This is a genomic window from Candidatus Nitrosocosmicus agrestis (assembly GCF_008389435.1).
Lineage (GTDB): Archaea > Thermoproteota > Nitrososphaeria > Nitrososphaerales > Nitrososphaeraceae > Nitrosocosmicus > Nitrosocosmicus agrestis.
This window is the reverse complement of the sequence record NZ_VUYS01000010.1, coordinates 12494-36839: the sequence shown is the minus strand read 5'-3', so window position 1 is coordinate 36839 and position 24346 is coordinate 12494. Positions and strand designations below refer to the sequence as shown.

Annotated in this window: 31 protein-coding genes; 18 read left to right on the top strand and 13 right to left on the bottom strand. The window is 32.4% G+C overall.

Going from position 1 to position 24346, the window contains the following annotated elements:
• The first annotated feature begins 297 nt into the window (after positions 1-297).
• The 3 genes from F1Z66_RS15420 to F1Z66_RS16240 all read left to right on the top strand — a co-directional run bounded on the left by F1Z66_RS15420 (position 298) and on the right by F1Z66_RS16240 (position 1508).
• Positions 298-465, top strand: a complete 168-nt coding sequence (locus tag F1Z66_RS15420) for a hypothetical protein (RefSeq protein ID WP_154670518.1) — start codon at positions 298-300, stop codon at positions 463-465.
• 288 nt (positions 466-753) lie between these two features.
• The gene (locus tag F1Z66_RS15415) at positions 754-924 is read left to right on the top strand and encodes a hypothetical protein (protein WP_154670517.1); all 171 of its coding nucleotides are present in this window, start codon (positions 754-756) and stop codon (positions 922-924) included.
• A 461-nt stretch (positions 925-1385) separates the two neighbouring features.
• Positions 1386-1508 (top strand): hypothetical protein, encoded by a 123-nt coding sequence (locus F1Z66_RS16240; protein ID WP_255437899.1) that lies wholly within the window; start codon positions 1386-1388, stop codon positions 1506-1508.
• Positions 1509-1682: 174 nt separating this feature from the next.
• On the opposite strand, the gene F1Z66_RS07940 is transcribed toward F1Z66_RS16240, so the two are convergent.
• Positions 1683-2102 carry a hypothetical protein gene (locus tag F1Z66_RS07940; RefSeq protein WP_149863076.1) on the bottom strand — a complete coding sequence of 140 codons (420 nt, stop codon included), beginning with the start codon at positions 2100-2102 and terminating at the stop codon, positions 1683-1685.
• A 216-nt stretch (positions 2103-2318) separates the two neighbouring features.
• Here F1Z66_RS07940 and F1Z66_RS07935 point away from each other — a divergent pair, with 216 nt between their 5' ends.
• Positions 2319-3407 (top strand): sensor histidine kinase, encoded by a 1089-nt coding sequence (locus F1Z66_RS07935; protein WP_149863075.1) that lies wholly within the window; start codon positions 2319-2321, stop codon positions 3405-3407.
• 687 nt (positions 3408-4094) lie between these two features.
• On the opposite strand, the gene F1Z66_RS07930 is transcribed toward F1Z66_RS07935, so the two are convergent.
• Entirely contained in the window at positions 4095-4667 is a 573-nt protein-coding gene (locus tag F1Z66_RS07930) for an MEDS domain-containing protein (protein ID WP_149863074.1), read from the bottom strand.
• A gap of 282 nt (positions 4668-4949) precedes the next feature.
• Here F1Z66_RS07930 and F1Z66_RS07925 point away from each other — a divergent pair, with 282 nt between their 5' ends.
• From F1Z66_RS07925 to F1Z66_RS07915, 3 genes are all read left to right on the top strand, one after another.
• Positions 4950-5222, top strand: a complete 273-nt coding sequence (locus F1Z66_RS07925; RefSeq protein WP_149863073.1) for an alpha/beta hydrolase family protein — start codon at positions 4950-4952, stop codon at positions 5220-5222.
• Positions 5223-5674: 452 nt separating this feature from the next.
• Positions 5675-5998 (top strand): methyltransferase domain-containing protein, encoded by a 324-nt coding sequence (locus F1Z66_RS07920; protein WP_149863072.1) that lies wholly within the window; start codon positions 5675-5677, stop codon positions 5996-5998.
• A gap of 113 nt (positions 5999-6111) precedes the next feature.
• Positions 6112-6540, top strand: coding sequence for a hypothetical protein (locus tag F1Z66_RS07915; protein WP_149863071.1), 429 nt, complete (start codon positions 6112-6114; stop codon positions 6538-6540).
• Positions 6541-6621: 81 nt separating this feature from the next.
• Here F1Z66_RS07915 and F1Z66_RS15410 read toward each other — a convergent pair whose 3' ends face one another.
• The gene (locus tag F1Z66_RS15410; RefSeq protein WP_154670516.1) at positions 6622-6762 is read right to left on the bottom strand and encodes a hypothetical protein; all 141 of its coding nucleotides are present in this window, start codon (positions 6760-6762) and stop codon (positions 6622-6624) included.
• A gap of 617 nt (positions 6763-7379) precedes the next feature.
• On the opposite strand from F1Z66_RS15410, the gene F1Z66_RS07910 reads away from it, so the two are divergent.
• From F1Z66_RS07910 to F1Z66_RS07900, 3 genes are all read left to right on the top strand, one after another.
• Positions 7380-7601 carry a hypothetical protein gene (locus tag F1Z66_RS07910; RefSeq protein WP_149863070.1) on the top strand — a complete coding sequence of 74 codons (222 nt, stop codon included), beginning with the start codon at positions 7380-7382 and terminating at the stop codon, positions 7599-7601.
• Positions 7602-7651: 50 nt separating this feature from the next.
• Positions 7652-7852, top strand: coding sequence for a hypothetical protein (locus F1Z66_RS07905; protein WP_149863069.1), 201 nt, complete (start codon positions 7652-7654; stop codon positions 7850-7852).
• 220 nt (positions 7853-8072) lie between these two features.
• Positions 8073-8360: a hypothetical protein gene (locus tag F1Z66_RS07900; protein ID WP_149863068.1), complete on the top strand. Its 288-nt coding sequence runs from the start codon at positions 8073-8075 to the stop codon at positions 8358-8360.
• Between the two features lie 129 nt (positions 8361-8489).
• On the opposite strand, the gene F1Z66_RS07895 is transcribed toward F1Z66_RS07900, so the two are convergent.
• Entirely contained in the window at positions 8490-8690 is a 201-nt protein-coding gene (locus tag F1Z66_RS07895; RefSeq protein WP_159357362.1) for a hypothetical protein, read from the bottom strand.
• 763 nt (positions 8691-9453) lie between these two features.
• On the opposite strand from F1Z66_RS07895, the gene F1Z66_RS07890 reads away from it, so the two are divergent.
• The 3 genes from F1Z66_RS07890 to F1Z66_RS07880 all read left to right on the top strand — a co-directional run bounded on the left by F1Z66_RS07890 (position 9454) and on the right by F1Z66_RS07880 (position 11810).
• Positions 9454-10659: a DUF892 family protein gene (locus F1Z66_RS07890; RefSeq protein WP_159357361.1), complete on the top strand. Its 1206-nt coding sequence runs from the start codon at positions 9454-9456 to the stop codon at positions 10657-10659.
• 804 nt (positions 10660-11463) lie between these two features.
• A complete protein-coding gene (locus F1Z66_RS16445; RefSeq protein ID WP_201448537.1) occupies positions 11464-11715 on the top strand; it encodes an FAD-binding protein in 252 nt (83 codons plus the stop codon).
• Complete coding sequence (locus F1Z66_RS07880; protein WP_149863065.1) at positions 11631-11810, top strand: hypothetical protein; 180 nt, start codon at positions 11631-11633, stop codon at positions 11808-11810. The genes F1Z66_RS16445 and F1Z66_RS07880 overlap by 85 nt, the downstream gene beginning before the upstream one ends.
• A gap of 234 nt (positions 11811-12044) precedes the next feature.
• Here F1Z66_RS07880 and F1Z66_RS07875 read toward each other — a convergent pair whose 3' ends face one another.
• The 3 genes from F1Z66_RS07875 to F1Z66_RS07865 are packed head-to-tail and all read right to left on the bottom strand — an operon-like array spanning position 12045 to position 15481.
• A complete protein-coding gene (locus tag F1Z66_RS07875; RefSeq protein WP_159357360.1) occupies positions 12045-12467 on the bottom strand; it encodes a response regulator in 423 nt (140 codons plus the stop codon).
• 36 nt (positions 12468-12503) lie between these two features.
• Positions 12504-14423, bottom strand: coding sequence for an ATP-binding protein (locus F1Z66_RS07870; RefSeq protein ID WP_149863063.1), 1920 nt, complete (start codon positions 14421-14423; stop codon positions 12504-12506).
• 29 nt (positions 14424-14452) lie between these two features.
• Entirely contained in the window at positions 14453-15481 is a 1029-nt protein-coding gene (locus F1Z66_RS07865) for an ABC transporter substrate-binding protein (RefSeq protein WP_149863062.1), read from the bottom strand.
• Between the two features lie 376 nt (positions 15482-15857).
• Between F1Z66_RS07865 and F1Z66_RS15405 the strand changes: the two genes are divergently transcribed.
• The 4 genes from F1Z66_RS15405 (at position 15858) to F1Z66_RS07850 (ending at position 18757) form a co-directional block, all read left to right on the top strand.
• Positions 15858-16007 (top strand): hypothetical protein, encoded by a 150-nt coding sequence (locus tag F1Z66_RS15405; protein WP_154670515.1) that lies wholly within the window; start codon positions 15858-15860, stop codon positions 16005-16007.
• 447 nt (positions 16008-16454) lie between these two features.
• The gene (locus F1Z66_RS16440; protein WP_149863131.1) at positions 16455-16664 is read left to right on the top strand and encodes an ATP-binding protein; all 210 of its coding nucleotides are present in this window, start codon (positions 16455-16457) and stop codon (positions 16662-16664) included.
• An 861-nt stretch (positions 16665-17525) separates the two neighbouring features.
• Positions 17526-17810, top strand: coding sequence for a UBP-type zinc finger domain-containing protein (locus F1Z66_RS07855; protein WP_149863061.1), 285 nt, complete (start codon positions 17526-17528; stop codon positions 17808-17810).
• Positions 17811-17830: 20 nt separating this feature from the next.
• On the top strand, positions 17831-18757 hold the full coding sequence (locus tag F1Z66_RS07850; protein WP_149863130.1) for a DUF5996 family protein: 927 nt from the start codon (positions 17831-17833) through the stop codon (positions 18755-18757).
• A 3-nt stretch (positions 18758-18760) separates the two neighbouring features.
• On the opposite strand, the gene F1Z66_RS07845 is transcribed toward F1Z66_RS07850, so the two are convergent.
• From F1Z66_RS07845 to F1Z66_RS15400, 5 genes are all read right to left on the bottom strand, one after another.
• The gene (locus tag F1Z66_RS07845; protein WP_149863060.1) at positions 18761-19441 is read right to left on the bottom strand and encodes an alpha/beta hydrolase; all 681 of its coding nucleotides are present in this window, start codon (positions 19439-19441) and stop codon (positions 18761-18763) included.
• Positions 19438-20550: a ring-cleaving dioxygenase gene (locus F1Z66_RS07840; RefSeq protein WP_149863059.1), complete on the bottom strand. Its 1113-nt coding sequence runs from the start codon at positions 20548-20550 to the stop codon at positions 19438-19440. Before F1Z66_RS07840 ends, F1Z66_RS07845 begins: the two co-directional genes overlap by 4 nt.
• Positions 20551-20827: 277 nt before the next feature.
• Positions 20828-21010, bottom strand: coding sequence for a hypothetical protein (locus F1Z66_RS07835; RefSeq protein ID WP_149863058.1), 183 nt, complete (start codon positions 21008-21010; stop codon positions 20828-20830).
• A gap of 663 nt (positions 21011-21673) precedes the next feature.
• A complete protein-coding gene (locus tag F1Z66_RS07830; RefSeq protein WP_149863057.1) occupies positions 21674-22153 on the bottom strand; it encodes a DUF2299 family protein in 480 nt (159 codons plus the stop codon).
• Positions 22154-23645: 1492 nt separating this feature from the next.
• Positions 23646-23813 (bottom strand): hypothetical protein, encoded by a 168-nt coding sequence (locus F1Z66_RS15400; RefSeq protein WP_154670514.1) that lies wholly within the window; start codon positions 23811-23813, stop codon positions 23646-23648.
• 130 nt (positions 23814-23943) lie between these two features.
• On the opposite strand from F1Z66_RS15400, the gene F1Z66_RS15395 reads away from it, so the two are divergent.
• The gene (locus tag F1Z66_RS15395) at positions 23944-24114 is read left to right on the top strand and encodes a hypothetical protein (RefSeq protein ID WP_154670513.1); all 171 of its coding nucleotides are present in this window, start codon (positions 23944-23946) and stop codon (positions 24112-24114) included.
• 101 nt (positions 24115-24215) lie between these two features.
• Here F1Z66_RS15395 and F1Z66_RS16235 read toward each other — a convergent pair whose 3' ends face one another.
• On the bottom strand, positions 24216-24338 hold the full coding sequence (locus F1Z66_RS16235; RefSeq protein WP_255437898.1) for a hypothetical protein: 123 nt from the start codon (positions 24336-24338) through the stop codon (positions 24216-24218).
• Between the last annotated feature and the right edge of the window lie 8 nt (positions 24339-24346).

Genomic DNA, 24346 nt, shown 5'->3' with positions numbered 1-24346 from the left:
AATTAAACGCAGTCTGCTTTGGTACAATATTTGAAAAAAAATTATCAAATCCATGGTTTAGAAATAAGTTAGAATCAACGAGTATATTCTAGTTACCCTGTCCCTCCTGGCATACTGCGATATTAATTTTGTTCATCATTTAGTTAATGATGACATGTTCTGGAAATCAAAATTATGTATTCGATCAACAAAGTAGCAAGTAAAGATACAATACTTAGCAGTCGGACCGATAATAACTTGCACATATGTGTCGGGCGTGCAAATAGCAATGTTTATCATCGTCAAAGAAGACATTAAATGATGGATTCAAATATGCGAAAAGTCGATCGCAATAATAGGGTTTATTGCAATTTATGTAAAAGTGGATTAAGCATTTCTGCTGATTCTGATTTGTGGTTACACGATGGAATTTGGCATCGTAAGAACTCAATTGACTATTTTATTAAGTATGCAAGAGCCGATTAATTTAACCTTTTAGTAGTAAGGATTTTTGAATTCATGACCCATGAGAAAGTGGTTTATTATTATATATACAAGAATCCTTTGTCTAGTCGATCAAACAAGGATATATCTAATTATAAAGTACATTGCAACCAATTTAATATGTCAAATATTCTAAAGTAATACGAAGTCAGGATTTAGTGAAGCCAAATGTCAATGCTGCATGAACTGTCAAATACTCATTTACATGAATCATTTTTTTAAAAACATACATACTTTCACCACCATAGAAATAATATAGCAGAATAAATAATGAATGATTATAGCTTTCTTTGTATTGATATAGTTGGATCATTAATAGAAGTCAATTCTCCGTTAAATAATATAGAAGATTTGTTTGTAGAAATAAAGATTTTTCGTCCTGCTACTACCATTCAAGATGGGTTACAAACATCATTTACTTGCGATGGTACAATAATTTGATTTAAAAAAAAGACTCTACCTTACCTTTGCAACTAGGTTTGAAGATCCATGATAAATTTTCTTCACACTGTAGAACAAAGCTTTGGTTTAAAAATGGTATCGCAAGAGACAAGACGGTGAAAATAGAATACTCAATTCTATATATACCAGTTTGGGGCAAGGATCCAACTTTTGCTAGGAGATTATGTGATTTTGTGATGATGGTTAAATTTTACTAGATGAGAATTCTCACACGTACTTTGTTGCCAACCCAGAACAGAAGGTTCAAGAAATGCATATGATTTTGTATAGCTCATGATGCATTCTTTCAGGATTTGGCGGAATTCTTTGTAAGACATGGAAAAGCTGTTCATGTATTTATTATTGCAATACAGAGAGGGAGAGAGGGGTGAGAGAAAACTATTTTCTTTTACAAATATCGGCATATTTGGATAAAAATCTTTTTAGTGGAAAGGTCTAAGATGTCTTCGTATAACCCCATCATAATTGACAACGGCAGAATAACTGGTCTTTCAAACAGTCTGATGGATTCAGGTTATACGAAGTGTCAACAGGAGGACAGTTTTAATGTTAGTATACAATAGGTGGGAAGGTTCTAGTGAGAAAAGTAGATCGTTCACGTTAAGACAATTTTAATAACATAATGCACCTAAGATAAGAATATCAAGACAATTGAATTATCCCTGGTTTATTTAAAATGATTTAGAACTCAAAGTCCACTGCCTACTATGATCTAGTTAAAAATATTTTTCCGAAATTCACGATGTCGGCGGTTCCATTTTCATATTACCTTGGATCTCACAAATGTATCTAGGAAATCCGTTTGAATCAAATTTAGATGTTTTGGCAATTTTCGAAACTATTGGTCGAATTTTTATATTTGTTCCTTCATCAACGACATATTCATTCCAATCTTCAATCACTGCAGCAATTCCTATATCCTTATTGACGGAGGCTTTAAGCTCTTCCATAGAATATAATTTGGGGTCTGACTCACCTTTTTCGTTAGTCAAAATTACATGAATTGGGAGTATTTCACACATGAGTTGACCTTGATTTTTATAAACCTTCGTTAAAACTATTTTAACCTTTAGAACAGAGTCATCAGATAAATTATATCGGCACCAATCCTCTCTCACAACAAGAAAATCTAAAGGCGTTCTAGCGAAACTAGTCATCCATAGTTAATTCAAACAACTCTTTATTTAATCCGTTCTTTGATTAAAGAATTAAAATTGCAATAGTAACGAGATAAGAATTATTAAACATATAGTAACTAGCTACTTATTTAAAGGATCTTTTGCAACATATATAGAATAACAATAACGCTACCTGAATTCAAAGGCAATAAGAGTTTAAATGTAAAAGATCTCCTTACCGTAAAAACAGAGGAATTGCTGGCCAAGACCTATGAATTGAGGGAGGCGAATGAATCTCTATACAGCGCTAATAATGAAATTAGAAAGAAAATAGAAGAAATAAAAAATCCAAAAAAAGAATTATCAGAATCAGAAAGGAATCTTCTTGCAGCTAATGACAGAGTGACAGAAACCAATGAAAGGTTCGCCTGGACCAACAAGGAACTTGCCAAAGTCAATAAAGATTTGATTGTAGCCCACGAAGAGATTAAACTGCTCTTACTAAAGCAAAAAGAGTTCGTAGATATTGCTGCCCATGAACTAAGAACACCAATACAAGCCTTATCGGGCAATTTCGAACTGATTGAAACAGATATCCCATCACTTTTACAAAATTCAGTCCAAGGCAAGGAAGCAACACTTAAAGAATTTGAAAGTTTAATTAAAGACAAGTCTAGGGTGAAACAACTTATAAATAGACTTGTATCAGGGTACAAGAATTCGCAACGACTTGAGAAGCTAGTCAATGACATTTTGATTGCCTCTCGAATTGAAAGCGATAGATTGGAGCTACATAAAGAATTCTTTAATTTAAACGAAAAAATTCAGAATGTAATTAAAGATGTCCTTACAAAAATAACCGTTTCCATGCTTCATGCAAATCAGCCTTCCCCAACTAAAATTATTTTTGAACCACAAGACGAACCACTTGTGGTATTTGCAGACAAATTAAGGATTTTTGAAGTTCTCTCAAACATAGTAAGTAATGCAATTAAATTTTCAAATAGTGAATCCGTTACTATTTCTGCCGTAAAAAGGCTTAATCATGAGTGTAAAACAAACCACGGAAATTTTAAAGAGGTTGATTATATAAATAGCGATAAAAAGAGTGAAAAAGATAATGAATTAGTAATAGTATCTATCAAAGACAAAGGAAAAGGTATCGATAAGGAAATTTTACCACGAGTATTCGAAAAATTTGTTACAAACTCTGATCAAGGTACAGGACTAGGTCTATACATATCTAAAAATATTATCGAAGCACATGGCGGTAACATTTGGGCTCAAAATAACAGGAATGAAAAAGGAGCAACCGTGTCATTCAGTCTGCCATTAAGACATTAAGGTATTAAGATATTATGTGATATATCAATGAGTCAATTTGCATTCTTAACATGTATTGTGTAGCATTTTTGGTAATATAATATTTCTGCTAATTCTTACTCACTTCTCAGAGTTTTCAAATAAGAATATACTTCCCCCAAACTCAATCTTATACTGTACAGCATTATACTAAGCATAGACAAAAACAAATAACAATTTCAAGATATCTTGGATCAGCATGCAATGCATTGATGATTTTTGAGATAAAACTGGTTATGCAGTAATTAGTTATTTGGTAGTTTGATATAAAATGGTAGACAGGTTATTGTAAACAGTTACCGAAAACATTATTAAAACATCAAATTCCTTAGCTTGTTAGAGGTACAATGACTGGATCAATATCGCATGTTATTATATATAATCTTGATAATATTGTAGGAAATAGCATCATCTAGTTACCATATCAACTCTTTTATCAGATTTTACTAAAGGAAACGGGGTTCAAGGACGAATTTCCGCTTATTTCAAGATACGTTGCCCGAACATAGAATAAGAATTCTAAATCAAAATCACACAAGTCAAAAACTTTATCATTTTTCTGGATTGCACAATATGATTAATATTGTATTAAAAGAATACAAGACATATTCTATAGGCAACATCATATTTCAAGAACCAAAAAGGTTAATGGGTTTCTAACTCATAGTTTCATATTTTAACCGCAATCTTGTGTTGTTTTATTACTTGTTCTTTTTGGTCCATAGATAATCTATCAAAATCTTTTACATGGTACAAACATATTCCCTTTAAATTGATCTCAAATTGGCGTGGTAAGGAAGCCTCATAATCTAAAAGACTTTGAATTTGATTTTTAAAAAGAAAAGCACCAGAATCACCCAAAAAGGAAACTCCTTTCTTTTTCAATTCACCTTCTGCATACTCTACCAAATCCTCATTAGCCTTCAATAAAGACATGACATTAAATTCCTTAGCATTTTTATCAAGATATTTTTCTAACGAATCTACAATTATCAACGATTTTTTGTCTGTTTCATATTTTTGTATATCTATTGATACAGGCCCTTCTGAAAGTAATTTCCTTACAGTACCAACAGTTTCATAGAAAGGAGCTATACAGACCACTTCATTTTTTTCCTCAACACATTTCTTTATATAAAGAGACCAAAATTCTCTTAGTTTCATCATGTCTGAATAAATTACTAGAGCATGTATTCTATCAAGTGATTCTGTGATAACATTGGCAGCTTTTTCTACCTGCATTGATAGAATGTTATTTTTGTCGAAATTATTAGTGGACCGAATTTATTTTACACCTCCAACCTTACAAACTTGTGCAGAAATGTTTAAAACCCTATAATGTAGTCAGTATGATTTTATTTAAGGATCAGAGCATTAGTGATACAACACAAAAGTAACGCACATAGACAAATTATTTGACAAAATCTCTAGCAGTTTTAAAGAAAAACACAATCCAAGACTGAATGATAGCCTTTAAAATGCCCTTGGGGAGTATATCCTATACTGTGGAAATCTCTATCTAACATGCCAACAAGTTTAAGCTCTATTGGAAATGTTTCTAAATCTACAGGGATTTTGATACTCAATGGAGAAAACGATGTTCAAACTCCAGTTCAACAAGCATTCCTATTACATCAAAGGCTCAACGAAGTGAATCATCCCGACCATACTTTAATTACATATCCTGACTTAGGACATGCTTTCTATCCATCATCAAAATGGCAAACAGCGTTTGGACCAATGGAACCAGATGTATTAGCAGATTTATATTCATGGTTAGAATCTCATTCAAGATAGCAAAGGAGTTTTATTTTTTTTACCTTTTATTGAAATAGAGATGCCAGGTATGGTTTTTTTAATAGTTTTATTGCGTTTTAAGATATAGAAAAAAAAGCCATGGTCTGTAGTAGATTTTTTAACACAATTGATATGTAAAACTATACGAATTCAATTTTTAAATTTCATAATTAGACATTTCGTATATTTATGAATCTATCAATTTGATGACTATCAATCTACATTAAAGTAAATACTATAATTGGTAGCAGATTTGGTGATATGTGAAACAAATTTGGTTCGACTTTGCAATTCATTTTGTTCATTTTAAGAATCATAATAATGCCTAACCCGTTTTAATCCATGAATTATAATAAAAAAACTCAATTTATTAATAAAGATCCAGGAGACTTAATAATTGATATAATCTCGAAAATATTTAATATTTTTAGATTGAAGTAAAGTAGATTTGTATGATAGAAATTGATCCAACAAAGTATAAGGAAGATCAGCGTAAAGGCTGGAATAATGTGGCAATTGGGTGGCTAAAATGGTGGGAAATAACTGAGAATGCAGGTAGTAACTTAAGCAAACGGTTAATAGAACTTGCAGAAATAAAGCAAGGTTCAATAGTCCTTGATATTTCTACAGGTATTGGAGAACCAGCTATAACCGCTGCATCAAAGATAGGAAAGAATGGACACGTGTTGGCAGTAGACATCTCACCCCAAATGTTGTCAGTTGCAAAAGAGAGAGCTAAATCTATGGATTTACAAGATTTAATAGAGTTTAGATAAGGCGACACAGAAACAATTGACTTACCATCATCAAAATTTGACGCAGCCCTATGTAGATTTGGTCTTATGTTTTACCCAACGTCAAATTAGGATTATTAAACATTCACAAGTCATTGGCAAACAAAGCACGCTTTGTTGCAGCAGTTTGGGCATCTCCCGAGAAAGTCCCTTTTATTTCATTACCATTTAACATATTAATGAAGGAAACAAATATCACACCACCTCCACCAAATTCCCATGGTCCATTTAGCCTATCTGATGAAAAATTACTAAAAAAATATTTTAACAGTTCAGGATTTGAAGGCGTTACCATGGAAAGACAGGATATGATCTTTAACTTTAGGTCAGCAGAAGAATTTACAAATTTTGTATGCGAAACAGCATCCCCAGTTCAGGCAGCATCATCCAGTCAGTCAGAAGAAAGAAGAAAAAAGATACTACATGCTTTAACTGAGGCAGTGGCAAATAACTATGTTGATAAGAATTCAGATTCAATTAGATTGAGGAATGAAGCTATATGTATCGTAGGAACTAAGCAATAAAACGTCACTTGATACATAATTTAAGAAATTAGTAAGAATAAAAAAATATTGATCTTCATAGTGTTTTTTTTTTGGTTCAGGCTACTCTTTACAAACTCCAGGGTTTTTCAGGAACTTACCGGCTACTCCGTCCAAACACCCCTTTAGTGCAAGTTCATCTGCATCAATGTCTACCAAACGGTGTTCTGGAGTGTTACTATTTGTGGATTGACTATCTAACACTAACACATAGGCATAATTGGACTATCGTATACTACGAACTCTGGAAAAGCGATCAGCATCTATTTTGGTATACATTCAGTTTTGAGGATCAATTGATCCAGCTGTGAAGATATTGATTGTATGCAATATACAACATGTTAGTTCAGCAGATGTGACTACCATAGCAATCATAGCATTTATTCTTGTCCTTTCTTTTAGCGGTATTGAGTTGTAATTTTGTTACTCATACCATCGATAAGGAAGAAAAAATATATTGAATTTGGTAACTAGGTGCAATGCTCACAGGTTATTATACGCTTATGCCATTATAACTAGAATTTTTAATGGCAAGTCATCTTCAAAGACAAGGTTTGCGGCGTATTATCCTTATATAGTATTTCCAATAAATTTTAATCAAATTTAAAGTTAGTTAGATGGTTTTACTTTGAGCGACCTAAACAACTATCGTCATTCATTCATGAGAATCAAACTGTTACAATCCCGATTAAACTTACTAGATATCATATATTTCGTCGCTATTGATTACGAGAAAACAATCAATTCCAAATCTTCTTAGACTATTAGAGTACTGCAATTAAAGAATAATTTCTAAATAATTTGTCTTTCATCTACAGTGTATGAGTAAAAGCTCCCACATTAAAAAGAAAAACCAGAATCAAGACAGGAACCTAATTCGTTTTTTCTTATCCCTAGTAACATCTTTAACCATTCTGGTCAGCTGCACAATAGATACGAATGTAGCAAATGCAACTCAGAGTGAAAATCAAGGTAATTTTATTATCCGAGTTACCCTGGTTGACGATTTAGATAATGATATTGATCGGTTTTTTCTGATTTAGTAGATATATATGTAAAAGAACACTCCGAATATGGCCATTTTAACATAGATTTGTCTGATGCATTATATAGCAACAGATCCGAAGGACAATATAATACTGATATAGTAATGCCTTCTGGAATGATAAAAGTAAACGAGACGTTTCACATATGCATTGGAGGTCCTGTAACCGGTGGAGGTAATGACATGATATGCTATAATCTCATAAATAATCCCCGACAAGGGCCAGAGGGAACAACCATCAGGATATAAATTTTAAATAGCTCAATAGAACATAACTTTGGAATCATTGTTCCTCAAAATAAATATTATTTTTCAATAATTTCAAATTCGGTTACCAGAGAACTATTGTCAGATTTGACTGTGATTCAGATCGTCTTATGTCAAATGATATTTCAATAAATTAAATTCTTTTATTCCAACTATCGACTTTTGATAAAGTTTTATTTAGATAGATTGTGTAACTTTGCTGGTGTCATTTGAAATCTATGTATCTAAAAAAACTCAAACGATAATTGAATTGAAGAAGGAGTTAAATAAGGAGGGAAATTATATTACTGAAAAATTTGGCAAATCCTCGATAAGAAAACGATTTTTGCAATTTGTTTACTGCATTGACTGTGGAGATATTCAATGCACCTTTGGAGAGATTGATCTTGGTTATAACATACCCACAGTTAAATGTGATAATTGCGGATTCATTTACCATGATAATAGTGAAAGCAGACTATTGACATCAAAAGCAAAAGTATTAAAATAAACTAAAATCTAAAAAATAAAAAACGAACTTCAATTAAGAAAAAAGGAATTGAAATCGACATAACATGAATGCCGTGAAAATACGGTACTAGTTCTAATTTGACAAAATCAAATCATTAACTGAATCTACTTATAGACTGCGATTATTGATAGCAGATGATCCTTTTGTATAACTTGTGAAAATATTATCTCCTTGTCGATATGGACAACCATGAATATATCTAGATACAGTATCTGATGTTTCGGCTACACAGAAATCTTTTTGCTTGCTCTGAACTAACACATTTTCTCGAACTGTTGGACCAAGGATTTGTTGCAAAGATTCACCCATCAGAATAAAAAATACCGCTACCGCTAGTATAACAGAAAGAGAAATCACCAATTTTGGGCTGAATTCAAAATCCAAATGTCTTCTTTAATATATTGCAACTATTCAATATAATACTAGGCCATATCAAGACTATCACCAGCATTGTTTTTAGTTGAAAAATCTATTGCTACAATTAAAACTAAATTTTACATAAAAATCACTTATTTGAAGGCAGAGGTTTATCGTGGATAGTATATCTTAGGATAATCAATAATGAGTATGGAAGCACAATTTCCAGGACCTTTCTTAAACCTAATGGACTTACAGATAAATAATTTGAAAATCAATTAAATGGATTTGATATAAAATTGAAAATTGTAACAAGCAATTTGTTAACTAGTACCTCATGAAAATGCCACTTTTAGATTTGAGAATGGCGAAAGAACCATTAGTAATAATTCGGCACTGTGAGATAAGTTTCCCATACTAAGCGGATTCGGCGGAGATCATGTGAATTTTCACTCGAATTGTTGCACATTATCATATAATTTTGAAAAGTGTTTGCAAAAAACTTGTTGAATATTCTTTGACATTCATTATGCATATATTTTCATTGTTATTAATATTACAAGAATCCCAAGATAATACTCTAATTTATGATTAACATGTAATATAATAATATATAATTCCAAGCTTTTGCAATAACCTTATCTGGGATAGGAGTACTTTATCTAAATTATTAATGCCCCTTGTAGAGAATAATGATAAATGCAAGACTAGTGTTATGTTGAAATTAAATTTAGTCAAGGAACTAAATGAAATGCTTTCTATTGAAAATGCGGCAACAGTAAGAATAGCTTCTAGAATAGAGGACACCCCCATTGAGGGCCTAAAACAGATATTACAAAGGCATCTGGAAGTAACAAATGTTAAAAAGAGAAGACTTCATGATATACTAAGTCAATTTGGGGAGACACCAACTGATGCAAAAGCCGACCTATTGGCATCATTTGTTACCGCGAACATAGATAAATTACAATCCAAAACTAAGTCTTCAAAAGTTTCAAAAAAAGAAGGAGAAGGAAAAGAAGAAAAACAGACCAAGGATTTAAAACATTTTCTACCAGAGGATTATGAAATAGTACAACTTAGACAAGATTTTGCGATAAATCATGGAGAATTGAGAGCTTATGAATCATTAATAGAAAATATGAAAAAAATGGACATTCCCCACAAACAAGAGAATGCATCTTTACTTGAAAAAAGCATGAAAGAAGAAGAAGCGATGGTTTATTGGTACAAGACTCATACACCTTTGATCCTTGACAATCTTTGGCCGAGGGTGATTCATTCTACTGTGAGGCGAGGTCAAAATTATCTCCTTAACCATACAAGTACTAAGATCCCAATTGTAATCATATACGCTGATTTGGTCGGTTCAACGAAAATGAGCATGACTTTACCGATAGATAATCTTGTTTCTATAGTCAGGATTTTCGACTACCACATTTCAAACGTAGTTGACTCTTTGGGAGGCTATGTCTTAAAATATGCTGGCGATGCAGTGATATCTTTTTTTCCAACTCACATTGACAATCAAAACAAATTCCTTTCCTCTAAAGCAGCAGTTGAATCCGGGAAATTAATGATAAAGTCAATCCAGGAGGAAGTTAATTCCTTTATGCATAAAATATACAAGTTTCCAGAGCTTTCTGTCAAGATAGGAATAGATGCTGGAGAAAGTGCAATTGTTCAGTTTGGTTACGACCAACATTCACCCATTGACATATTAGGATATGCCATGAATGTTGCATCAAAAATAATGTCAATTACTGAAGCAAATAATGTATCTATCGGAGAGAATGTTTACAGATCATTGGATTCTGAATTGCAAAATGAATTTCATGAGTTAACAATACCTAATGAGCGATGGAAATATGTAAATTATGGAACTAAAAGGCCCTATAAGATATACACATTGAGTGCCTAAATATAGATATTATGATATGTACCTAAGAATATGAATAATAATCAGGATAGTTTACCTATTTTTTTTAATAGTATTACAGGTAACAAAAAACTCGCGGTGTAAAATTTGTAATACTAGAAGTCTGAGGTTCGTTCAATCTTGTTCGTTTTCAAAAGTTTTTAAAAGTGAAAATCCTCATTTCATTAACTTTATTATAATTTAGCACAAGCATATTGTCAGTGAAAAAGATCTAGATCAATTCTGTTACTTTTTAACAATCCATCATTCTTGATTAAATATACCTAATTATGATTTTGTTGATTACAATGGGGAGATTTTGTTTATAGGTTCAAAGACGACGAGAAGTCGCTAAATTACAATTCTTGTGTTTGAACTTTCTGTAATCATTTTATTGCCGAGTGGGATAAATGATTTAGAACATTAGAACAATTTGGATTTTTTTCTATAATTTTAATCCGTATCCACTGCCAATAAAATATTAAATACCATAAACCAATAGGCACCGAGTTAGGTAATAAAAAACTCCACTGATTAAAGTTAGAATTGAGGATCATTTGTATTTTTTAGAGACTAACAGATTGAAAAATAAATACAAGTTTATTTTTTGTTTTATTCTGATTGTATCTTGCTTCCAATCAATAATAAAACTACTCGATATCACTGTAATCAAAAAAACAGAATAATTACTATAGCTTTCTACCTCATCTGTTCACTTTCCGGATTATTATTTTATGTATAATCGGGAAACCCTTTCTATTGAACACTAGAGGAGTATAACATTAATGAAATTGATTAAACATTTAGATTTACAATATAAATAGGACAGAAAATCGCAGTAACTGGGCTAATTACATTTATGATGTCATAGTTATCGGCGGAGGTTCTGCTGGACTAAGAGCCGCAATTGAGGCTTACGATAATGGGTCCGATGTAGTAATAATTAGTAAAAGTAAGCAAAGCAACCTCATACAGTGCTTGCTAGAATTGGAATTAATTCGGTATTTGGAACCATGGGCTCCGAATATAACTGGATATATCAAGGAAAACAACTTATAAAGTTAATCTACAAATCTTTGAAGTTAGCCTCTGGTGGACACAAAAGGTTTAATCAGATAGCAGTTAGTGTAACTATGAAAATCATGGAGAAGTGAGGATTGACGTTGTATATGAAGTAGATATAGATTTGGTTGATATGGAAATGCGTCAATTCCTCCTACTAGTATATGGTGTGGCCTGAATATGCTTTAGCTATGCTTGCTATAGAAGTCATCCGATGAGAAGGTGGTATTTACTTAATTCAAAAAAATAACCTATTTATGGACATATACTACTACTAGGATGAAATTAGGTCCCCCGTGACGTATTTTCACTATCTATATAAATTATTAAGACTTGCTAAATTCATCTTTCTTTTTTGTAAATCTTGTAACTACGTCAAGTATTTCATCTATGGATGAGGGTTTTTTCAAAATAAACTTTGCACCGTCTTTTAACATATTGGCAATTTCAGTGCTTTGGGTAGACGATGCAGTAAATATTATTATATTATTAGATTCTAATAACTGCTCTTCCTTTAATTTGTTGAAAACATCTATTCCACTAAATTCGGGCATGGCTAGATCAAGAAATACTACATCATAATACCCATTCTTACGTCGTATTTCCTCCAAACCATCTATCCCTGTATTTATTATCTTGCATTCTATATCCTCTGGTTCCAGATAGTCTTTGATCAGCTCGGTTATATCCTCATTATCATCTATAATGAGAAGTCTTGAAACAGGTGTCGTAGAGGATGAGGATGACATACTATTACTCATTGTATGGGTATTATAGCCATTTCCCTAGGTCTTAAAAGGGATTGTAAACTTAAAAGACGCACCTTTTCTATATTGTTTGTCAATCCATATTGTACCACCATGAGCTTCTACAATACCTTTGCAAATTGCTAAACCAAGCCCGCTTCCACCGTGTTTTCTTATTAGACTTGTATCGACTTGATAGAATTTATGAAATAATTTATTCATTTTATCATCAGGAATTCCAGTACCATTGTCTTCAACTGAAAATTGTACCATTGTATTATTATTTACCAATTCTGAGATAATCATTATTTTTCCAGATATAGGAGGCACAAAATCTATTGCATTTTTGATCAAGTTTGCAAAGACTTGTTCGATTCTTCTCTGGTCACACAAAATGGTAGTTTCTTCATTTAATCTTAAATCGACATGGACATGAATTTGTTTTTCACTAATAGGAGAATCCAGGTCTGATAGGACCGATAAGATTAAAGATTTTATATTTACCGAAGTTTTTTGAACCTTTAATTTTTTCATCTCAATCTTGTACCCATCAAGAACATCGTTGACCAAAACTTCTAATTTTAAAATATTTCTATGAATTATATTGGCATATTTTTTTTGTTTTTCATTTAATTCTCCTATTTTTTTCTGCCTAAGTAGTAGCTCGATGTATCCTCTCGCGGGAACTAACGGAGTTTTTAGTTCATGACTTATCATGGACATGAATTCTTCTTTGGCTTTGTCAGCTAAACGTAATTCTTTGTTAATATTTGCTAAATATTCATCATTTTGTCTTAGTTCTTCATTTGCTTTTTGTAGCTCTTTTGTTCTGTCATCTACTATTTTATTTAAACCACGATTTACTTCATTTATATTCTGCCTCATTAACTCAAAGTTTGTGGCCAATTCTCCCACTTCATCGGAACTCTTGACGTCAATTTTTGAATCATAGTTTCCCTTACCTATTTGAATTACTTGTTTTGTAAGCTTTGACAAAGGCAAGGAAATAGTCCTTGCAATAAACAAAATAAGAACTATTGAAATTGTAAGTATGACACCTGATACAAGTAGAAATTGATCGATTGTTCTCTGCAAATTTCCAAACACGATATCTGAATTTTCTCTTAGCAAGAGAAACCAGCCGCTCCCGGTATAATCCAAATGACCCGAACCTTGAGGTACATTCACAAATATTTCAAAATCATTGACACGTATTTGTGGAGTAGTAGCATTGGAATTGAACAAAGAAGTGTTATTCTGAGAAATCAATTCTTGAAAAACTGGAAGGACTTTTAAAATTGATCCTCTATCATGGCTTGAATAAATGACGGTACCATTTTCAGATATCAAATCCAATTTAATATGACTATCAGTAATATCCTGGTTCTCATCAGAAGATATTACTTCTTTGAATATATCATTAATCTTATTTATTGGATGTCTTGTAACTACAACACCATCTATTGTTTTATTTTCGTCAAATAGTGGAGCTGCAAAATGTATCACATACTGATTCAAAGATTTTGAATAAGTAGGTACTTCATCATAATACAAATTTCCTTTAATTGCCTCTCTAAAAAACTCTTTGTCAGATTCATTTTCTCCTATAAGAACATTTCGGGTATCTCCAATTTTAATGCCATCTTTATCGTAAATTGAAATTGATGAATATGCTTTAAAGGCTCGTTCCATAGAACGAAGATAATTCACCTTTTCTTGATTAGTCAGGTTTGAATTTCCAAGTATATTACTATCCGATAGAAAACGAATATCAGCAAGTCTTTCAAACATTTGTTCAGAAAGGTCATCCATTGTATGAGTGGCCAAAGTTTTTAGACCATTAATTAAATGCATTTGCATGGTAGTAGCAAAATTTTGGAATGCTACATACGATAGCAACAATACGGAAACCGACAATAATGGTATCATGGTAAGAATAAGTTTTGTCCTGATTTTCAAATACGAGTTCCTTCCTTTTTTATGGAAATTTATTGAAGATTCTTTTTTGTCATTAAATCTTTGACAAATCCTGGGTCAACTATATTTTCTATATTTGGATACTCGCTAAATACTCCCCTTTCAGTATAAAATTTTGCTATTGAATTTCCAGAATCATACAAGGATATCGACTCATTTAACTTACTATTCATGGAATATTTAGAATTGTAGTCCAGATCTAAAAACTTGACATTATTTAGACCTTCCTCTATTAGCGATCTGTTTAATCCTGACTCTGCAGACATTATTTCAATATCTTGTGTCCCATTTTTATCGAAATCTTCTTTTGCTTCTATAAGCGATTTAATTATATTCATAACATCTTGAGGTCTCTGATCTACTATATAAGAACGAAAAACTAACACGTTGGTTATAGTGCCAGGTATATCTGCTCCAGTAGATAAGATGTTTAAATTCTTCTTTATCCCTTCAGTTATAAATGGTTCGTAGACATGTCCTGCCACTATCCGACCATTTACTATAGCATCGGGAATATCTTTACCAAGTATGTTTGCAAATTCGACATCCTCTTCACTGAGACCGACATTTTCTAAAGACCTTAACATAAAAATGTGTGAGAAGCTGTTAATTCCCTCTACACCTACCTTCTTACCCTTGACTTCTGTAAGGTTTTCTACACTACCTATGATTGCATCAGCATAATATGAAGTGTCTATGTTGTAAACAACTTTGGTATTGATCCCTTCGGAATCTTGTATTAAAGCGTCGGAATATACTATAAACATTCCATCATATTCCCCGTCATCATAACCTCTCACTGCATTGGCATAGTCTTGAACAAGTGTAATATTTACATCCGCGTTGTTTTTGTCAAAATACCCTTTTTCTTGGGCTATATATGCAATAAAATTAGGAACCCACAAAGTTAGTGCCAAATTTATTGGTTTTTTACCAGATACCTGTGGATATGCCAGATTTAAGTTAGAACAAGGAATCATAATAACGATTCCAAGAATGAATGCCAAACATAGTTTTATACCTATGCTCTCTGATCTCATTTTTGTTTATGTTATAATGATCCTGGTATTTTTCCATATCTAATTTATCCTGAAACAAAAAATCGATCGATATGGAACAAATCGAACATTGTATTTCTTTGAAAATTAGCCACTTTTGATTTCAATCAGCTCCATCTACATATATAATTCTTAAATGAGGAATCTATAAAAAATAATAATGGTTATGTTAATTCAAATTTTTCTCAAATGGTTAAAATAAAAAACTCTATCTGATTAATGGTTAGTGATTAGTTTTATATACTTCGGCTATAATATAAGTGTGATCAGTCATAGCTGATAGTGTTACTAATAATAGTAAGTTTGAAGTATTATTCGACCCTAAAAATGCCTTGGAAAAAGCAATCAGTTTTATGCAATGGATAAGATAGAAATGGATATTACTATTGACCGTAATGCTCCTTCCGAGGTCATTGATCTTGAAGATCACTTTAATGGCTTTAAAGATATATTGTCAAGGGGTGGAAAGATTAGGTGCATAACTGAGGTCACTCCAAAAAATATTTGATACTGCAAAGAATTAGTGAATATGGTTACTGAATTGCGCCATCTTGATGATTATCAAGGCAGATTTGGTGTTAGCGAAACAGAATATATGGACCAATCTAATTTTTCCGAAAGAACAATTGTTAGCTAGAACCATTTATAGTAATGAAATAGAGATGGTCAGCCAGGCTCAATTCATGTTTGAGTATCTTTGGAATAATGCGGTATCTGTTGAGAGAAAATTTAAGGAATTTTAAGGTAACACTTGAAAATAAGATTATACTAGATGGTATACAGAAGAAGAAAAAATAAAATTTGAACTTGTTAAGTTTGAAAAAAATCATATAATAGTTGCAGATAGGCAAAGAATATCTCAGATCATTTCAAACTCGGTAAACAACTCCGTGAACTTTCTACTCGATAGTAAAAAAGAATAATAACGATAACAATTAAGGTATAGGAAAGTAATATCATAGCTAAGATAAGAGACAAGGGTGAAGGAATTCATTCAGAAAAACTTTCAAGATTATTTAACAAGTTTGCTACGGGATCTTTTTATGGTACAGGACTGAGATTAGTCATTTGCAAAAATATAATCATCATGCACAGAGGAAAAATTTGGGCTGAAAACAACAAAGATGGAATTAGAGGGACTATTTCATTTACTTTGCCACACTAATTATCACATCCAATAACTAATCATAAATCCCACAGTGAAAAATGGGAAATTTACTAAATCTTCTCAATCTCGACTCTGTAACTATCTTCCATATAAATTATGAAAAGTCATTCTCAAAGTCAAGTCATGATATATTTATTTAAAAAAAATATTACAGGTATTAACGTTACTAAAATATTAGTCATTTCTATGTGATAAAGTTCCGTATGGTATATGGGTTTGATTGTTCCTGTGTGACCAATTTATAAGATCTTACTCTTTTGATTGTAAGGTTTTCCAACTTAACAAACTAAAGCAGACGGATGAAATTTATTTTTCAAAATCAAATATTGTAAAGGCAATTGATCTAGATTTAATTTAACAATCATATATAAATAGACAGTTGCGTTCGTTTTGAAAATTATTTATTTCTATGAGTATGAAATTGTCAAGGATAAATGAATCTTCTAATTATTTTGCTTAAGTTAATTATAGTCGACATTTAAAGGTAAAAGCGTATTGGACCAAGTGCTGAATGACTTCTCAATCAACCCATCATAACCAGGATCGTGTTTGAAAAGTTGGACAATTTTGGCCTCATTTTCAGACTCAGGAAGTGAGACTTGCAGTGTTTTTTCAAGTTTATTTCCAAATTAAATTGTTCTGATCCTATATTTATTACCTTAAAGTCTCTCGCCGTTATTGCTAATTCTCCATGTATCCAGAGAGTAGTATAAGAATTCTCTCAAAATATAGATACCTAATCAAACTTAGCAAATCCTTTTTTAAGTATTTTCGTGTTGCAAGATAAGTTAGAAGAATATTACTTGATTGTTTCCCAGCTACTACAATACTTAATTATTATTATGTTGTTGACATATTATGTCATCAAAACAAAATGAACATACAACTTTATGTGAGCATATAAATCGTGTTGATTTGGATAAAAAAGGTAATACCAAAGGTTGTGAAGAATGTGAGAAGATCGGGTCAGACTGGGTTCATTTAAGATTATGTCTAACATGTGGTCATGTAGGTTGTTGCGATAATTCTAAAAATAAACATGGAACTAAACACTTTCAAAGTACTAAGCATCCTATTATAAAGTCATACGAACCCCAAGAAAATTGGAAATGGTGTTTTGTCGATCAAATCATGATTGAATAAGGAGGAGTAAAACATTATTGATGCTTAGTAATGAATGGCCTACTCTGCCTTTTGGTGACTGGAAAGATACTTGTCAAACTATTCATATGTGGACGCAGATTGTGGGCAAAATCCGTCTTGCTCTAACACCTTTGGAAAACCACTGGTGGAATACTACCCTCTATATAACTCCATCAGGACTTACCACCTCAACTATATATTACAAAGATCGATTACTAAAAATCGATTTTGATTTTGACTCTCATAGGTTATTAATTACTGCATCCAGCAATCAACGAAAAGAAATTCCATTAAAATCAATCCCTGTAGCAGAGTTCTATAAGGAGGTAATGACTGCATTAAATGATCTTAAAATAAATGTAAACATATGGACGACCCCAGTGGAAGTAGAGGAAAGAATTCCCTTTGAAAATGACTATAAACATCATACGTATGATCCTGTATATGCTCACAGGTTCTGGCAGGTTTTAGCTCAATCTTCTCGTGTTATGACGGACTTTCGATCAAAGTTCATAGGTAAAGTTAGTCCAGTCCACTTTTTTTGGGGTGCCTTTGATTTGGCGGTTACGAGATTTTCAGGAAGGAGTGCCCCTGTCCACCCTGGTGTTGCAAATTGTCCACCACATGTAATGATAGAAGCGTATTCTCATGAAGTTAGTAGTTGTGGGTTTTGGCCAGGTGCTGAAGGGAACGCAGGAGGAACGAGCTCAGTAATTGAGCCTTTTTATTATTCTTATGCATATCCAGAGCCTGATGGCTTCAAGGATTTCACAATCCTTCCAAAAGAAGCGTTTTATAACTCGAATTTGAGTGAGTTTATTTTACCATACGAGGCAGTTCAAAAATCAAATAACCCAGATGCAACCTTGATGGATTTTCTTCAAAGCACTTACATAGCAGCAGCAACAACTGCAAAGTGGGATCGAAGTAAACTGGAACGTCAATAATAATCATTTAAAGATATCATCTAACCATTTCTTTGAGTACAAGATATCTGATTCGGTAAGATTATGACCTGATTGCTGCCATTTCAAAATCACATGTGCTCCACTTTTTTCTAACAAATCAAAAAGGTTTTGTGTTTGACTTTCTGATACTATAGGATCGAATACTCCTGCAGATAAAAGAACTCGTTTGTCAGATAGATTGGGTTGAGAATTTGGTATAAAAGGAACCATTGCCCTAAATAGAATTGCAGCCCTTATTGTTTCTGGATACGAGAGAAGAAGACTTGCTGCCATATTTGCACCATTAGAAAAACCCACTGCAATTGTTTTGTTCATGTCAAAATGGTAAGTTCTTGATGCCTCCTTAACAAAATCGGCCAATTCTTTGGTTCTAATCTTTAAGTCATCTAAATCAAATACACCTTCAGTAAGTCGCCGAAAAAATCTAGGCATTCCATTTTCCAACACCTTTCCTCGAGGACTTAATAAGGATGCAGTGGAAGAGATCATCTGGCCAACTTGTATCAAATCATCTTCATTTCCACCTGTGCCATGAAGTAACAATAAAGTTAGTGTATCTGGGTGATTGTTCTTAGGTCCATATTCTTTACCAGAATTGACTGTGTTCTGATTCTGCTGTGATGGAGAAGAGATAAAACGGTGTTTAAAATCAAGGCTCTTCATTTTCTCTCACTACAAGTACTACTGGTTTGATTAAGAGAAGAGGAAGAAGAAGGATTAAGAAATTTATCAAGTGACGGTGTTTTAATTTTAGGAAGTACTTGTTCAAGATAATTGCGGTCGGGTTCTAACCATTGAGGCAGCAAAAGCTTTTGACCAAGATCCTCCTCTTTTTGATCTACCATAAAACCAGGAGGATCAGTTGCTATTTCAAATAATACACCTCCAGGCTCTCTAAAATACACCGAATGAAAATATCTTCTATCAATTACAGGAGTAGCATCAAGGCCTGTTTTGACTATTCTTTTGCGTATATATAACTGGCTTTCATCTGTTGGAGTGCGCCACGCAATATGGTGAACACTACCTACTCCCATAGAGCCTCTACGAATATCGGGTAAACATATGAGATCCACGGTAGATGGGGAACTTAAAAGATCAAATTCTCTTTTTTCCTTGTTACCATAGAAACTATCAATTCTTTTTTCTTTATCTTTGATTTCGAATCGGAATCTATTTCCCTCTCTCTTGGTATTTGAAAAACCCATGTTTTCAGTTAAGAGATCGGCTGTTCTTTCATATCCTTCTAAGCACAAGGTAGCCGAATAAAATCCTCTGATAGCATGTTCTTTGGGAATTGGTCCTTTTTTCCAAATATTTTTTCCTCTTTCTTCAGCAACCCTGTGTGAAACAAGTTCTATTTCCATACCATCTGGATCATAAAGTGTGATTACTTGTTCACTATAACCATCGTCATCTTTGAACCTCTTTGTTGGACCGGCATAACCAATCCCTTGACTTTTTAGTCTGCTAACCCAATATTCTACAGAATTTTCCGGGATTAAAAAGGATGTAGTAATCACTTGACCAGTACCTCTAAATCCTTTTGGCATGGTGTGCCAGGGAAAAAAAGTCAGAATTGTACCTGGTCTTCCTATTTCATCGCCGTAATAGAAATGATATGTTGTTGGATCATCAAAATTAACCGTTAGCTTTACTAGGCGTAATCCCAAAAAACTGGTGTAAAAGTCAATATTCTTTTGGGGGTTGCCTGCTATAGCTGTTATATGATGTATTCCAATAATCGCATTATCTATATTTATACTTGACATAGTAATATTTTTTATTTGTGGTATAAATATTTGTTAAAACGGATAAACCAAAATGATAAAACTCATTGCTTTGCTCGTAACTAATTAGTTACCATATTTGTATAACATCTAGATTTCACTCATGCAAAAGAATTCCTAGATTTTCTTACAACTAAATTTTAAAATCTGAAACTTGATAACTTTTTCTTTCTGGCATTATTTCAAAAGAGGGTTTGAGTTTTTCCACCAAATCGGATAAAAGATGGTTGTCTTTCTGATAGAACTCATCCATATCCTTTTAGATTCCCAAAAAAGTAAGGACAATAGTTTCAGAAAGGTTTTCTAAACTGCCCATTACAATAAAACCCCTCATTTGGGCATCTTTCGTTTGAACCAATTTGAAAAACGCCAAAATCGCCTTGGTCCTGTCATCTCGTTTATCTGGTTTGACAAGTACTTTGTTATATTTTATAAATTGCATTGAATCTTTAGTTATTCAAAGTTGAAAATAATCTTATTTCACAAGTAAGAATATTTCTAAAAAGTTGTCAACTTTAGCCAATTAACTTCGGATGTCAAAAGTAGCTCGCAAATAAGTTATAGATGTTTTTGGCATTTGTTTCCAAAAATGATCCAAAGTCGATAAAAAATACGGGATAAGGTAGTTTGGTATGGTGTTACAATTTATTATTTTATAACATAAAACACCCATGAGAAGAGGTTTGGGTTAACTTCTGATGAATATAAGATTAAAGGTATTCTAAATAAACTAAACAAGGTAATAGTTAAAGTAATTTCAATACAAAGTAACGATGACAAAAATAATATTTTAGGAAAAATTCCAGATTTCACCTCTGAAACTATATACAGATTAATTCAAGAAGGATACCAAAATACTGTTACCAAATAATTTGTTTAATACAAATTATTTGTTGCTTGAGAATTAAAAACGTCAGGATTTGTTGTCATACATTTTTGCGAGTATTCTCTTTAAATATGTTCAAATTATTAAGATATATCATTCAATAGTAAAATAAGAAAGTATGGTATAAAGAAATTTAGTCAGCTTTATCAAATCTGTAGTTTCCGCGATGTATTTATACTAAAATTATAGAAAAATAGTACGTTGAAAAATTTGGGATGGTTATTGATGATCTAGAGTAAATTTATCAAATTCTATAGCAGCTATAAGACATGCTCTAGCTACTGCATGAACAGCATTCATAAATAATTCTCGTGTCAAAGTATCAAAAAACAGAGGGTGTATTATGGTCAGCCCAATGGAGTTACCAGCTTTGTTCGTTTGTAATGAACAAAACACACCAACCTTTAATAAGTCCTTGGTCAATTCTGTTTGAAAATCATTGACTATTTTATCATCCGCATTCTGTAAAATTTCACCATCTCGAGTTAACAGACGAGGACTAGATATAATTTCAACTCTTCCAGCATCGTTCTTATATACATAAACCCCAATTTTAAAATCTTCAAAATAACTGCAGTTAATGATAGTAACAATATTATCGTCATCTAATGTTTCGTCTATATTGCAAGCTGGATCATTTTTGAGCCAATTGGTTATGTTTTCGTATTGTGAATTATTTTTTTTAGTTGGTTCCGACATGATTGTAGTTTTATATAATACTATAAATAGAACTGAATAGGCTTAGATACGGGTTGAAGTTAATCTAACATGTAGTGTTTGCATACTCTTAAATCTTGTCTAGGTGAATTCAAATAACAAAAAATATTAGAATAGTTTTGGTTTCTTGATTTCTATGACTTTCATCAATAAACTTATTCAATGCTTGCATGCAAAATCATAGACTAATATGAAATTTATTACACATACTTTAATTCCCGGTGTTTTTTAAACTCTTTTACACTAGACATGATATAGATCACCGGTGATGGCATCAAATATCCTACCTGTATCAGAGATGTCAAGATGTATTTGATTGGTTAATTTATTCTCTTTTTTTATCTATCTGGAGAATATGATCATTCTGCAAATTGATCTTAACGCAAAAGAAGATATATCCTTCCTACTTTGAGGGCTTTCACCTAATTCTTTAATGGATTAAGGATTTCAATCTCATTTAGATGATTTTGTAGGCATGACTTCAAATGTGCGTAACAATATAATTTTGAGCAACAAAGACATTGTGCTATTGGTTTAGTTAAACAGCCATCAGAAACGCAACTATCAACATTCATGGATTTCATGTTGTTCACCTACACTACAAGATTTGACAATTTCTGGATCAAGAAGATTAACAACCCACCTGGGTAATGTTTCTTTACCAATTTATAGTTACATGCATCTAACCAATATTCCACTAAGCTAGATTTTCGAGATATTCTTTTCATAGTTACAGTATTTGATTAATGGTATAAAAAAACGGATGTAATCTACCAAACTCTAACACTCGCTGTTCCTATTTCTTCAATGGTAACGACCGAACTTGCTATTAGCAACACTGTCACAACAGCAAGAATGATGCCTGTATTAACATGTTGAGTCCTCATATTAAATATTAATTAGATAAAGATATAAAAACAAATTAGATAATAACAAAATTGGATGGATAATCTAGATGGATCTGTTGGATCATCCTCACTAGTTGCTCGTTTTGAGATGAAGGTACGATATATGAACTTCTGATGTTCTTGTTTGTTAGATGAAGTAAAAGACAAACGCCTTTTCGGTAGATAAGTGTGACTAAATTGGTCTCAAAAGGAAGAGATGTCAAACTGATTCTGTGGGCTTCAAGACGATATCAATCCTCCGATGTAGGTTCAGTTTTAAAATCCTGTTGTTATTGCTTACGCCTATTTAGGATTCTAAAGTATTTGAAACGAATCGATCATCTTGTTTACAACGGGTATATACCTACTATAATACTGATCTTGTGCTACAAACTCGATGATATATATTTTATCTCCCTTTATAGCCCACAATTCGGTTGCATCCTTACTGTGTTTGTCATAACTATAGTCTAAGAATATTTGATGAGCCGGATTCCCTGCAAGACTTATATTTTGGTTCCAACTTTTCAGGTCAAAATTATGACAGTAAAGCCCGATAGCCCCAATCCTTTTGTTTGCAATAGTTATTAATTTATTTTTATTTTCTGTCTCGACAGAATCTTTTTTCCTACATACTTTTGTATATTGTCGCTTACATAATCTCCAAACGTGCTATAATTTTCAACAATGAGTCTTAAACTATTATGCGAGGCACCAATCTTTGAATCATAGTAACTACTTTGGATAGGGGCCATAATTTCAGCAACTAAGTTGAGATTTTTACTTTGATTGTGAAAAATAGTGGCTTTATCACTATCATTTATAGTCCATCCATCCGGGTAATTTATTTTGATATTATATATAGAATTTTAGTAAAGCTCTTGTTTGTTGATTTACTCATCAACAACTGCATCATTTGTGCCAATTTTTTGTCCGTTTTGGTTTGAGATTGATAACGGAAATGAAGTTAAAGATGTCAAAAGGGTACTGACGTTAATCGCATTGATTCTAAATAATGAGGCAGTATCAGGCGTAATAAAAAAAACAAAATACTAGATATGAAGAGACAGAATACTAGTAATGATAACATCCACTTTGATTTCAAAATCGTGTTTACATTTCTTGTTTAGTTTTATAATTAGAATCAAAAAGAAAGATTAGGAGGGTATAGATATACTAGTGGTATTATTATCACCATTATTATTATTGAATTGAGTAGCATTTGCTGAAAGAATTAACTTATCACCAAATGTTTGCCCACCATTGTGACTAATTCTCATTAGAGGTT

Excerpts from the sequence above, each read along its gene's own strand:
- F1Z66_RS15420 (WP_154670518.1), top strand. The coding sequence starts at position 298 with ATGATGGATTCAAATATGCGAAAAGTCGATCGCAATAATAGGGTTTAT.
- F1Z66_RS15415 (WP_154670517.1), top strand. The coding sequence starts at position 754 with ATGAATGATTATAGCTTTCTTTGTATTGATATAGTTGGATCATTAATA.
- F1Z66_RS16240 (WP_255437899.1), top strand. The coding sequence starts at position 1,386 with ATGTCTTCGTATAACCCCATCATAATTGACAACGGCAGAATAACTGGT.
- F1Z66_RS07940 (WP_149863076.1), bottom strand. The coding sequence starts at position 2,102 with ATGACTAGTTTCGCTAGAACGCCTTTAGATTTTCTTGTTGTGAGAGAG.
- F1Z66_RS07930 (WP_149863074.1), bottom strand. The coding sequence starts at position 4,667 with ATGCAGGTAGAAAAAGCTGCCAATGTTATCACAGAATCACTTGATAGA.
- F1Z66_RS07925 (WP_149863073.1), top strand. The coding sequence starts at position 4,950 with ATGCCAACAAGTTTAAGCTCTATTGGAAATGTTTCTAAATCTACAGGG.
- F1Z66_RS07920 (WP_149863072.1), top strand. The coding sequence starts at position 5,675 with ATGATAGAAATTGATCCAACAAAGTATAAGGAAGATCAGCGTAAAGGC.
- F1Z66_RS07910 (WP_149863070.1), top strand. The coding sequence starts at position 7,380 with ATGAGTAAAAGCTCCCACATTAAAAAGAAAAACCAGAATCAAGACAGG.
- F1Z66_RS07895 (WP_159357362.1), bottom strand. The coding sequence starts at position 8,690 with ATGGGTGAATCTTTGCAACAAATCCTTGGTCCAACAGTTCGAGAAAAT.
- F1Z66_RS07890 (WP_159357361.1), top strand. The coding sequence starts at position 9,454 with ATGTTGAAATTAAATTTAGTCAAGGAACTAAATGAAATGCTTTCTATT.
- F1Z66_RS07875 (WP_159357360.1), bottom strand. The coding sequence starts at position 12,467 with ATGTCATCCTCATCCTCTACGACACCTGTTTCAAGACTTCTCATTATA.
- F1Z66_RS07865 (WP_149863062.1), bottom strand. The coding sequence starts at position 15,481 with ATGAGATCAGAGAGCATAGGTATAAAACTATGTTTGGCATTCATTCTT.
- F1Z66_RS15405 (WP_154670515.1), top strand. The coding sequence starts at position 15,858 with ATGGATAAGATAGAAATGGATATTACTATTGACCGTAATGCTCCTTCC.
- F1Z66_RS07855 (WP_149863061.1), top strand. The coding sequence starts at position 17,526 with ATGTCATCAAAACAAAATGAACATACAACTTTATGTGAGCATATAAAT.
- F1Z66_RS07850 (WP_149863130.1), top strand. The coding sequence starts at position 17,831 with ATGCTTAGTAATGAATGGCCTACTCTGCCTTTTGGTGACTGGAAAGAT.
- F1Z66_RS07845 (WP_149863060.1), bottom strand. The coding sequence starts at position 19,441 with ATGAAGAGCCTTGATTTTAAACACCGTTTTATCTCTTCTCCATCACAG.
- F1Z66_RS07840 (WP_149863059.1), bottom strand. The coding sequence starts at position 20,550 with ATGTCAAGTATAAATATAGATAATGCGATTATTGGAATACATCATATA.
- F1Z66_RS07835 (WP_149863058.1), bottom strand. The coding sequence starts at position 21,010 with ATGCAATTTATAAAATATAACAAAGTACTTGTCAAACCAGATAAACGA.
- F1Z66_RS07830 (WP_149863057.1), bottom strand. The coding sequence starts at position 22,153 with ATGTCGGAACCAACTAAAAAAAATAATTCACAATACGAAAACATAACC.
- F1Z66_RS15400 (WP_154670514.1), bottom strand. The coding sequence starts at position 23,813 with ATGGCCCCTATCCAAAGTAGTTACTATGATTCAAAGATTGGTGCCTCG.
- F1Z66_RS16235 (WP_255437898.1), bottom strand. The coding sequence starts at position 24,338 with ATGAGAATTAGTCACAATGGTGGGCAAACATTTGGTGATAAGTTAATT.